The organism is Methanobrevibacter ruminantium, from assembly GCF_016294135.1.
GTDB classification, from domain to species: domain Archaea; phylum Methanobacteriota; class Methanobacteria; order Methanobacteriales; family Methanobacteriaceae; genus Methanobrevibacter; species Methanobrevibacter ruminantium_A.
In genome coordinates this window covers 1-12613 of the sequence record NZ_JAEDCO010000041.1, presented here as the reverse complement: position 1 = coordinate 12613, position 12613 = coordinate 1, and the positions used below count along the sequence as shown (strand labels likewise).

General features: G+C 29.4%; 7 protein-coding genes and 1 pseudogene. 4 read left to right on the top strand and 4 right to left on the bottom strand.

Going from position 1 to position 12613, the window contains the following annotated elements; translation table 11 throughout:
• The first annotated feature begins 793 nt into the window (after positions 1–793).
• Together VW161_RS07835 and VW161_RS07830 are read left to right on the top strand one after the other, a co-directional pair.
• Positions 794–1153, top strand: coding sequence for a hypothetical protein (locus tag VW161_RS07835; RefSeq protein ID WP_304094872.1), 360 nt, complete (start codon positions 794–796; stop codon positions 1151–1153).
• 304 nt (positions 1154–1457) lie between these two features.
• A complete protein-coding gene (locus tag VW161_RS07830; RefSeq protein ID WP_304094869.1) occupies positions 1458–2138 on the top strand; it encodes a hypothetical protein in 681 nt (226 codons plus the stop codon).
• Between the two features lie 274 nt (positions 2139–2412).
• Here the strand turns inward: VW161_RS07830 and VW161_RS07825 are convergent, their stop codons facing one another.
• The 4 genes and pseudogenes from VW161_RS07825 to VW161_RS07810 all read right to left on the bottom strand — a co-directional run bounded on the left by VW161_RS07825 (position 2413) and on the right by VW161_RS07810 (position 8383).
• A complete protein-coding gene (locus tag VW161_RS07825; protein WP_325192886.1) occupies positions 2413–2778 on the bottom strand; it encodes a polysaccharide biosynthesis C-terminal domain-containing protein in 366 nt (121 codons plus the stop codon).
• Positions 2779–2808: 30 nt separating this feature from the next.
• Positions 2809–3965 (bottom strand): annotated as a pseudogene (locus VW161_RS07820) (flippase).
• A 165-nt stretch (positions 3966–4130) separates the two neighbouring features.
• The gene (locus VW161_RS07815; RefSeq protein WP_325192885.1) at positions 4131–6404 is read right to left on the bottom strand and encodes a hypothetical protein; all 2274 of its coding nucleotides are present in this window, start codon (positions 6402–6404) and stop codon (positions 4131–4133) included.
• Positions 6401–8383: a hypothetical protein gene (locus tag VW161_RS07810; RefSeq protein ID WP_325192884.1), complete on the bottom strand. Its 1983-nt coding sequence runs from the start codon at positions 8381–8383 to the stop codon at positions 6401–6403. Before VW161_RS07810 ends, VW161_RS07815 begins: the two co-directional genes overlap by 4 nt.
• A 1137-nt stretch (positions 8384–9520) precedes the next feature.
• Here VW161_RS07810 and VW161_RS07805 point away from each other — a divergent pair.
• Both VW161_RS07805 and VW161_RS07800 read left to right on the top strand, forming a co-directional pair.
• A complete protein-coding gene (locus tag VW161_RS07805; RefSeq protein ID WP_325192883.1) occupies positions 9521–11611 on the top strand; it encodes a hypothetical protein in 2091 nt (696 codons plus the stop codon).
• Between the two features lie 113 nt (positions 11612–11724).
• Positions 11725–12219, top strand: coding sequence for a hypothetical protein (locus VW161_RS07800; RefSeq protein ID WP_325192882.1), 495 nt, complete (start codon positions 11725–11727; stop codon positions 12217–12219).
• Positions 12220–12613: the final 394 nt, after the last annotated feature.

The following is a 12613-nucleotide window of genomic DNA, read 5'->3' as shown; positions in this document are numbered from 1 at the left end:
ACACGAAATCGCACCCCTAAAACACCAGGAAATAGAAACCATATGACCTAAAGCTACACCCCCTAAAACACCAGGAAATAGAAACCATATGACCTAAAGCTGTACCCCCTAAAACACCAGGAAATAGAAACCATATGACCTAAAGCCGCATCCCATAAACCTTTATAAAATATTTAATTCATAGAAATAATATAATTTATTTATTAATAAAGATAAGCAAAGGCAGTTTGTTTAAAAATTTATTGAAAACTTAATTGATATCTGAAAAAGCTAAAAAAACTAGTTTTTATTGCATTCAAATTGTTTGTTGGACATAAAATAAAAAAAAGGGATTTAATGGATTGATAATTCAGGGATTCCAATAGCTAAAAATATGCAAAATGTATAATTCAAAACCCTGAAAATGAAAGAATGCAATTTCTTATCATATCCAAATATATAATAACAAAACTTTCATGACCATATCTGATTCCCACTTCAACACCATATTGCCAGAATGTGAGCATAAATGTTTTAATGCAAAAAAAACAGATTAATCCAAGCAAAATAAACAATGTCCAAGAAAGCAATCCGATTTTAAAATAATGTTCATAAAAAATAAAACCTTCCAAGTTTACATTAATTTAAAATAATTATATTCAATAGAAATATTAATATTTTTAATTTTGTTTAAAAATTTTAATTAAAATAATAATAATTTAAAAAATGTTCAAAAATAACTTTTATATGATTAAATATCCTACAATTAATTAAGAAATGATATTTTTTAATTAGAAGAAAAGATGTGAGAAAAATGAGCAATGACGAAAAAATCGAAGAGGAAATCGAAAGCACTGAAAACAATGAAAACCAAGAGGAAACAATTAATGCCGAAATCATAAATGAAGATGAAATAAAATTGGATGATGAAACATTTTTCAAAAGCGATAATATAGAGGCAAAATCAGAAAAGACAAGCAATGGAAATAAGATCATAATAATCATAGGGTATGTATTTGCTCTGCTCATTCCATTGATTGGTTTTATATATGGAATTATATTGGCTATCGTTAACAAGCCACCTTCATATAGGGAACATGGTATATACATTATACTCGTTTCAGTAATAATGTGGGTAATCTATTTCCTATTAAATTTCGCTGTAATTCCATAGATTAGCCCATAAAGCTTTAATTTCATTTTTCTAATTTTTTTATTTATTTTCATTTATTTTATTTTAGGATTTAGGAAAGATTTTCATCCCATAAATTTATTCATCTTAAATTTTTGTATTCATTAAGAGGAATATTCATCCAATGACTTAATTCATCTTAATTTTTACAAGACATTAAGAGGAATATTCATCCAATGACTTAATTCATCTTAATTTTATTTCAGGATTCATAAAAATTTCTTCAATGACATCTTAAGGTATCATCTACCATTTTCAAACTAACTATCTAACAGGCGGTGATTTTATGACTCATTACACTAAATATAAATGCAAGAAATGTGATTCAACATTCGTCAACTATGACCAATTTTTTTATTTAGATCCAAAAACCAATGAAATCAATATAGAAAATAGGGTTTTGATGGCAATTGAAGAAAGTGAATCTTCACCTTTAGTGGGCAATATAATAGAAACCTATTGTGGAAACTGCAATAAAAAGGTAATAATTTATGAAATCAATCCATTTGAATCAAGATATGGTGCTTGTTCATCAATTAAAACACTGAAGGATAGCCTAAATAGGCAATACGAGTTTATCCGAGAAAAATATGAAAAGGCAGTTGAATTGAATAAAATCATTGAGAATAGGATGGAAATTGAGGTTTATGACTTTATTCTGGAAAATGAAAAATACTTTAGGGAATTGCTTGAGGAATTGATTGATTCCAATGGGAAGTTTGAGAATCTGAAGTCAAAGTTCAATAAGATAATCCCTTATCTTGAATATTTCATTGGCACATACATAAACAGCATTACAATCATCAGCATCATATATGGAAGCTATTTCTATACTTTGAATGATGAGAGATTCAAAAGGGACATTTGCCCCAATTGCCAAAATGAGATCTCATACATTACTGAAGATGAGATATGCCCTATTTGCGGTGGAGAGTTGAAAATCGAAGATAAGATTTATATCGATTGAATTCTCCATATTTTTTTATTTATTTTAATATTGTTTTTTTAAAAAAAAACTAATCTACTTTTTAATAATTTTAATATTGTTTTTTTAAAAAAAAACTAATCTACTTTTAAATGACTTTAATATTGTTTTTTTTAAAAAAAAAACTAATCTGCTTTTTAATAATTTTAATATTGCTTTCTTTAAAAAAATAAGATTTCCTTAAAACATAAAGAAAAAAAAACTAGTTTTTAAGTTAATATATTCAATAAAAATGGAATATTTTAAAAAAAACAAATCACTCATAAAAATTAATTATGATGTCTAGGAAATTGTTAAAATAATTCTCAAGAGGACCTAACTTATGGGAAAACCTCTTGAATCCTTTAATTTCCTCACAATCAAATGCCCTTAAGAGAACAATAATAGCAACGTATATTATTGGACAGATGATCAATCCTAAGATTAATCCTAAACTATCATTAGGCAATAGAAGTGAAGGAATTATCATTATCAATGATGCAACCAATACCTTGAATAGAAATTTATATGGATGCTTGGTTTTTGTAAGATTGAACTGTATCAGAAACATTGGAACAGTCATGGCAAATGAAGCGATTGAAGTTGCTAATGCAGCTCCAACTAGGCCATATTGAGGAATCAAATGCCATCCTAGAATGAATGTGACGAAACATCAGAATATCAATAGGTACAACGGGATTTTTGGATTGCCAATCCCTTGAACAATGCTAGCGGAAATTGAATATATGGAATAGAATGCCATGCCAAGCACCAAAATGGACAATGCGCTAAAACCATTCATATATTCAGGATGAGCAAAAAACAATAATCCCAATATTTCCCTAGAGAATATGGCAATTCCCAAAGACATTGGGACAATGAAAAATAGCCCATACTTGTAGGATTCTTCAACATATCTTTGAAGCAAAAAGCTGTTATTGATTGCAAAGGCTTCTGAAGCTGCAGGTAAAATTGATGTGGCAATGGAACTGGAAATGATTAAGGGCAACCTAGCAATCGGATCAGCTACACCAAAATAACCTATAACTCCAGTTGTTAGGAATACTCCCATAAGGAAAGTGCAGATGCTATAAATCCCCATTTCAGCCAGTCCTGTGATTGAAACTGGAATGGCAAATGTAACCAACTTTCTAGCCAAATCCAACTCCTCCTTAAATGATAATTCAAAATTCTCATTAGGCCTAGGCAAATACTTGCCCATATACATCTTAAATATATAAATGGCTGAAATCGATGAAACTGCAAACCCAAACACTGAACCTAAAACGGCCCCAAAAGCAGATAATCCTATCAGAACAAAACCAGTGGTAGCTAGAATCATCACTATTTGCTCAATGGCACGAGTATAGAATATATACTCCATTTTATATACCCTTGAAATGCCCCTCTAAATCCTCCGACGATTACACTGAATGGGGTTATCAAACCAACCGCCTGCAAAGGAAGCAAGGCAATAGGTTTTCTGTAGAATTCATAAGCCAGCCATGGGGCTACAAAGACAATCATGACAAATCCAAAGAACAGCCCTAATAATACCATAATCTTTAAAGCCATGAAAACGGTTTGCCTAGCCAAATCCTCTTCATTTAAGCTGTTATACTCTGAAATATATTTTGCAATTGCCTGAGGCAAACCTCCTGCAGATAGAATTTGAAATATGCCTTGAAGAGGAGTTGTTAATGTGAATATGCCATTTGCAGAAGGCCCCAATAGGGAAGCCATCAAATATTTGTATATGTACCCTCCGACACGAAAAATAACATTCCCCAGAAGTATCAAGGCACTGTTCTTAACTAGTTTAGAGCTCATCATACCACTCAAAAAGCTGAAATCACAAACAATGTTCATTAGACAATGAAAATAATATAATCACTAATTGAAATCACAAACAATGTTCATTAGACAATGAAAATAATATAATCACTAATTGAAATCACAAACAATGTTCATTAGACAATGAAAATATTATGACACTTAATTGTTCAAACTGACTATATGCTCATTGACAATTGGAATTGAAAGCTCATATGAATCCTCATCTTTAGACTTGGAAAATTGGAAATCCAGGGAATTCAAGATCTCCTCAACTAACTTGATGTTAAAGTTTCCCTTGTTTCCAGATGAATTCTCCTTTGTGAATTTCAAATAGGCATTTTTCCTTTTCTTTCTTAAGCTGATTGAAATCTCATCACCAGCAAAAATGTTATATGCAAACTCATAGATGATAATTCCAAGAAATGCTAAAGAGCCTATATTGATATGGACATCATCCAAATCTGTTTTATAACTCAGATTTAAGCTTTTGTCGTTAGAGAGATAATTCAAGCATTCCTCAATGTAATCCTTTACGCTTATGTTCAATAAGTCGAAGTCCCTATCAATATACTGATGGATTAAGAGCAGAACATTGATTCTCCTTTTGAAATTCTCAAGAATAATCTTTTTATCCAATCCTGACTTTAAACTGTAATCCATTATCCTTATAAACAAATATAAAAGGTCCTTTATAAATACATGGGAGTCATTCAATAATTTCTCTTCAGACTTTTGGGTTTTTTCCAGCTTCCGATTCACTTCTGTAATCTTGCTTAAGAGAACATCCAATTGGGTTAAGTTATCCTTCAGCATATTTTCATTGAGAATCCTATCGGTATTGTCCTTTAAAAATCCGATATAATCCAGATTCTCACCATTTTCATTGAATTCCCCTTCAATAATGAAATTAATGTATTTTTCCCTATTCCTTTCACTGATGATCCTGATGTTTGTATTGATTGTGTCATAGTTTTTGGAAAAATTGCTAAGCTCTGATTTGAAATCTTTAATATCCAAATCTGATATATACTTTATAAAATCAATCCTGCTGAGATTATCAAAATCATCACTGGACTCTCCTTCAAATCCACTGCCAATTGAACCAACACCAAAATCATCACTGGACTGTCCTTCAAATCCACTGCCAGATGAATCATCACTTAATCCATCACTGGTATAAACTGTAAATACACTTAAATCATCATTGAGGGAATCACTGATTTCCAAATCCTCATCCAAATCATTGGAATCCATGCTATGGCTCAAATCATCAGGATTCAAATCGAGAATGTTGAATATTCCTTTTGAATATACAGTGAATTGGTTCAATTTATTCAATATGTCCTTATCGTTATCTCGGACTTTAGATAAATCATCACCAATATCATTATTTAGAAACCGTTCCTTTTCCAGATTTTTTACATTGCTGCTTAAGATATTCTCTTCAAGGAACCCTCCCTCAAGATGTTCCTCATAATTTTCAATATGATGAGTCTTGCTTTTTGAATGTTTCATGTAAAAGCCGGCAATATCATTTTCCGTTTGAACCAAATCCAGAGTATCCCTTAATAGGTAGGCTTCCATCTCATGATCCTTCTCTTCAGTGATTTCATTGAAGAACATTTTTACAGCAGGATTGTAGTTATGGCTTGAAGGGGATGCAAATGCCCTAAGCCACCGGATTCTGTCTTTGGAATCCCTAAATGAAAATTCAAATGTTTCAAAGAGTGACTTTCTGTTTAGGAGATTGTTTAAGATCATGTCCAAATCATCATGGCCAATTCCAACCAGGTCAAGATTTCCAAAATCGTAGAACCCCAATATCTCATTCTCCTCAATGTCAAAATAATCCAGGAACTTGGAATTTACCTTCAAGACTTCATTTCCTTCTATCAGAATATATGGTCTTTCGGATTTATTGAAAAACTCCTCTCCTGCAAAATACAGCAAGTCCAAATCCTCTTCCAAATATGATAAATGAAAAAGCTTATCCCCAAATAGGAATAGCTTATGCCTATAAATGGATATTAAAATGTCATCTATGTACTTGACTTCCCTGAATTCAAATGGTTGTCCTGTTTCAGCCACTTTAATGAATAATCTTAACAAGTTGTTTTCTTTAATGAAAGGGAATAATTTTGAAAAGTATCTACCCACTATATTCTTATAAGACAATGTAAAGTCATGGTCATTCGCATATATTGAATTGATCAGGTCTATGTAATTTTGTGAAATGAATTCAACAACGAAGTCCTTGCTGTTTTTGCAGAACTTAAGAATTATCAAATCCTGATTCAACTTGTCAAAAATCTTGAAGTTTTCATCATATTCAACTGACATGAACCTAGGAGAATTTGAAAACAATTCATATTTCCCCATATCTTTTATTTCCTTTAAAATATTGTTTTCCATATCCTGTATAACAATTTTCATGATGAATCCCCCCTACTGTCTGATAAGTCATTACCTTTCACTCTGGACTCCTTATCATTAAATCCAGTGCTCTTGGATAATGCATTCTCATCGTTTTTACTGCTGTTTTCAAACAATATCCTTAATTCAGTGACCTTCTCATCGCTATCAATTGAAAGGTCATACATATTGCTGTCGATTTCCCTGAAAAATTCAAGAACTTTCAAGTATTGCAAATCAATCCTTTCATAGTTGAATGCCTTGATGGAAATCCTTATTGAATCATCCTCCAAGTATCCCTCAATGTCAAGCCTTTCAATATCAGTTTCCTCCATCTTTAGAATATTGATGAAAAATTCACATAAAATCAAGTATATCAAGTCTATTTCATCCCTATAGAATAGGATATCTCCCTCAATATTGCAGTTGACTATGCTTGACTTGAAAAGCTTGGAATAATAGTCATTGATAAAAATATTCATAAAATCCCTTAAACTTAGCTGCTCATAGTACTCACTGCTCTGGGAAATGACATTGCCCCTACAGAGTATCTCTATCCTTTTCTTGAACATCCTATAATAACTGTCTGATATTTTAGGGTTTGAATCAAGATAGGTCCCTAGAAGATAGAGGAATATCTTTAAATTGAGATTGAACTTATTGTAAATATATTCAAGGACCAGTGACTTGTTTTCCAGTTCCTCTTCTAGAATCTTTCTTGATTGCTGCAATTCCCCATACAGCTTTTCATATTCCCTAAGTTGATAGTTCAACTCATTCTTTAGGGATTCCTCATAGCTTATATCCTGTACAAATCCTGTAAGCGTCAATGGGTCTTCCCCATAGAGAATGAATTCGCAATTTATGAATTTTATGTTGCCTTTTCTTGTCTTGATCCTGAAGTTCAAGTTAAGCTTAGAGGATTCATCCTTCTGACTATTGATTTCATCATATAAGCTGGCTAAGTCTGTTTTAATGATGAAATCCTTAATAATGTCAAAAAACTCCCCTATACAATTCGTGATTGCAGGAAATTCCAGCTCATTTGGAGGGATTTCAAAAATCGAGAATATTTCATTTGACCAATATATCCTCCCATCCTTAACTTGGCATACAGCAAGTTTTCCTAACTTTAAGATGATCTCATTTTTCCGATTTAAATCTGCAAATTCCTTCTTCAGCCTTTTTTCCTTTGTTTGGTCTATGAAAATCACTTCAATTGCAGGCTGATTATTGAAAGAGGTCGGATAAATGAACTCTCTAAGATGTCTTATTTCTCCATTGAAATTGAATTTTAGATTGTCCTGGAAGAAAAACAGTCTGCGATTCAAGATATCGTCAAGGATATACTTCAATTCTTCAACGCTTGCAAATTCTCTGGAGATTATATTCCTATTGAAGATTTCCAGTTCATTGATGCTTGATTCATCGACATCATTCATCCTGCAGAAGGTCCGATTTCCGTAAACCCATTTATTGGCTTGGATAATTCCCACACTTAAGTTCGAGTTTTCTATAGTTTCCTTATTTGATTTATTCAGAATATCCAGATCATCGGAATTGGTGATCTTAAAATAAAGCTTATCATTGAATCTGAAAAACTTATATACCCTTGAGCTGACCATTATGTTTTCAACATAACGAAGAATCTTAAATTCCACATCCTGATTATTGGCATATGAATCAAACAGCAAATCCTTGACATTGAAATCATTGAGAAAATCCAAGGATTCAAATAAGTATGCCCCTTTGACTTCATCCAAATCAATGTTAAAGTAATCCAACAAAGGCTTATTTAAAAAACAGATTAAAAAATCGTTGAGATTCATGTCTGGAGCTAAAACTCCTAAAGAAAAGTCCAATTCATCAAAGAAGGAAGGATTGAATTCTATTTTTCTCCTTTTCTTTTTGAATGAAAAATTATTAAAAGGATAATCTTTAATGTATGTCTGCTTGCTGATTACGTTTCCTTCCATATCCTCTATAATTGTAGTTAACATTTTATCACCTATATTTTTGAATTTAAATAGAATCTAATAATCTAAAGCCATTTAATTATTCAAATATTTTAAGATGACTATTAATCTACCTAACCCATCTAATCCTAATGGAAGATACAAATATTAACACAATCAAATCCTTAAAAAAAAAATAATACCTATTTAATCTTTTTTGATTAAGATAAAAAATATCTTAATGTTGGTTATATATAATTAACCTTCAAGGTATAAATAGTTATTTATTGAATTCTAATATGCAATATTCCTGAAACATTACATTAAATGATATGATAAGCTATCATTTCACTAATCTTTTATTGCCTGAAACATTTCCCTTAAATGATATGATAACCTATAATTTCACTAATGCTTTATTCCCCAAAGAATATAGGATTTAAAAAAATGATCTTTTAAGGATTTTAAGGGACCCCTAAGTTGGGAAAAAACATATGGAAAGTGGAATATAATTAAATAAATTAAAATCAGCTATTTTTGACATATAATTATAAATATGCTTTTTTAGTTAAGAAAATAATATTTTGATGTTATTTTCTTCTGAAAAGCTTTAAAAATAATTTTTAAATTTTCCATTTAATAAATTTAAAAATATTATCATTTTGATAATGTTATTTAAATAAAATTGAACATTGTTTAATAAATCTATAAATTTTAAGAAAAATTATTAAATTGTTATTTTATTTAATAGTTATCTTTATAAATAAAAAAAATATAAGTTAAAATGTAAATTATTATTTACCATTAAACTATAAGTTAATTTTTAAAATTCTTTGTATCCATAAAATACATTAAATATTTTAAGCAGAAATTTATAGTTTTTTTTAGTCTATTGGTTAGCCACTTTTTTTAAATTTAACCCCGTTACGTTAGATAGAAAAACGGATACCAATAGATGCCAATATTCTCGCTTTATGATTTAAAGAATGAGAATAACCTATGGATAAGATTTATAGCAATCCTATAAATCAAATTTATAGGCATAAATGGATTTGATTAATATTAACTAACTTTTCAATTAATGAAGATGAAAGATGCAAATACTTAAATCTTATATATAATACCTATTTTACAATAACAAACAAGTTAATATTTATTGAATCCATTATTGGAGTTTTAAATATGAAAAAAAAGATAATAGTTATCTTATTGATCTTTTCATTATTTTTAACTATTTCTTCTGTATCTGCATTGGAAATTAATGAAAATCATGATAAAGTTGATAATAAGAATATTGACAATAATAATATTATAATAGATGATTCACAAGTTGAAGATAATACTACTCATTATCAAAATAATGAAGATGGGACAGTATTAAATTCAAAAAATGAAAATAATCTTAAAGATTCCAATGAAAAAGATTCTTTCAAAGACTTGGATAATTTAATTAATTCCAATACTGATGGAATCATAAATATTGATGTTGATTATTTTTTCAATCCTGATACTGATTCAGACTTTACAAATGGAATAACCATTAATAGAAGTTTAATAATTAATGGAAATAACCATACCATTGATGCAGATAATAGTGCACGTATATTCAATGTAATTTCAAATGTTTCATTAAGCATTAATAACTTGAATTTTTATAATGGCTACAGTAAAGAAGGTTCATCAATTTTATCAAGAGGTGAAATTTCAATAAATAATTCCTCATTCATTAATTTTACTTCCAACAGCAGTGGTGGTGCAATATACACATATGAAGACATAATAGTTAACAACTCCTATTTTAACCTAAATAAAGTATTATCCTCAAAAGCTGCTAATTTATATGGAGGATCAATATATTCAAGGAAAAATGTTTTTGTATATAATTCTATATTTGAAAATTCAGAAGCTAAATCTGGTGGAGCAATATATGGTTTAAAAGAAGTAACTGTTTATGATTCCACCTTTAGAAATAATACTGGATATTCTGAATATCCAGATGGTGGTGGGGCTATTTATGCACCTAATGTAACTGTTAGAAATAGTTTCTTTGAATTCAATGAAGGAATTTATGGAGGAGCTATAAGTGCAAGAAACATTGATGCTAAAAATTCTGTCTTTACTAACAATACAGGAGGAAAAATAGGCGGCGCATTAAAATCTTCTAACACTGCAATTAATAATTGCAGTTTTATAGATAATAATGCAAAATTTGGAGGAGCGGTACATTCAAGTAACAATACAAATATTAATAACTCAAAATTTATTAATAATTCTGTAAATTATGGTGGTGGAGCCCTCAATATTGAAGGGCCAAATAGTCTTGTTAATAATTCCATTTTTACTGATAATTACGCTTTTTCATATGCAGGCGCAATACTAAGTAACAATATTACTGTCATGAACTCTAATTTCACTAATAACTCTGCTGAAGCTTATGGTGGAGCAATATTAGCTGCAAACATAAGTTCTTACAATAATAATTTTGTCAAAAATAATGCCAAAAATGGTACCAATGTATTTGCAATATCAAATAGTAATTTAGGCAATTCAAGTAACGAATGCATATTATTAAACATACTGGAAACCATTAATGCACATTATGGTGGAGAAATTGTTTTCTCTACAGGCGAACCGGGATTCTGTTCTGAATCCAAAGCATTCCCTCCACTCAGAGGCTATGTAATAAATGATATGACTGCTGTAAGGAATTCAAGAACCGGTGAAAATGTATTTGAATATGTTAAAATATTAATCTATGAATATTACTTCAATCAAAGCGTTTTCGAACCTTATGATATGTTTCAATTTATTTGGGCATTTACAGATGGGAATTATACTAATTATGGAAACATATACCCTCCTATCCAGCATGTAATAGATTTATATGATGCAGGCTTTAGGATTCCTACTCATAATGCCAGCAAAATCCTAGATAATGGAACAATAGTTTCATTTAATTTTAAGTATTTCTTAGCACCAAATAGTTATCAGAATGCCGTAATATTTAATCTAACATATGAAGAGATTAATCAAACTGTAGAAAAAGAAACATTAAACCCACAAGTATTGATTGGTAGCCCAGTGGAATTTCGCATAACTCTAACAAACAATGGATATGACATTATTAATTTTCCATATATAATCGATGAAGATTATAGCAGCGGATTAGATTTTATTGGTTGGAGAATAGAAAATGGAAATTGGACAAAAGAGAACAATAAGTACATATTGAATGAACAATTGAATCGAATCCAAATGAATCAAGAAGTCTGATTCTAATTTTTAACACTACTAAAAATGGAACATTAGTTAACAATGTAAGCTCTGGATACAATAACATAAATATTTCCAACAGCAGCAATAAGACTATTGTTTTCAATCCAAACATGACAATCCAAAAAATTTCCAACAATAAAATAGTTACAATAGGAGAAACAGTAAGGTTTACAATCATTTTAACAAATACAGGTGACTGTAACTTAACTGGAGTCTACATAAAGGACAATGAATATTCCAATGGATTGGTTTATTTATCCTATATCGATAAAAATAATGAATGGACATTTGATGGAATAGACACTTGGACATATAAGGGAATATTGCAACCTGGAGAATCCATAAGTCTAGATATTCTATTTAGAGTTATTACTGCAGGAGTCAAGAATAATACTGCTATAGCAGGTCATAACATAACCAATGACACAGTTAATAGTACTAATACCACTAAAGTAATTGTACCAAATGAACCTGATAGCAATAAGACTACTAAAAAGATTCCAAAAATAGACAGAAATGTCAGCTTAAAAACAGGAAATCCAATTTTAGTTTTATTGATCTGTTTAATGTCATTGATATTGATTCCTATAAGAAATAGAAAATAAAATTTAATTTAAAATTTATGTGAATATGGTTTGAAAGCTTTCATGAAAAATATGTGGATGCTGAAAAACCAAAATCACATAAATAACTTTTTTTTAAATAATAACCATTAAAAATAAATAAAAAAAATAATATGGATTATAATGCCCTTAATTTTTTAAAATAATCACATTTAAAAATAAAAATTAATATGATTTATAATAAATATTAAACAATATTCAATATTTTAAATGAAAAATAAATAAAAATACATAATTTTTTCTTGATTTATAATATGAATTTTTTTGATTTTCAATATATTAAATGAATCTAATATAACTGAATATTATTCAATTTTTTACAATAAATACTAAAATTTTATAAAATTGTTTATTAGATAAATATTTGTATTAAAAA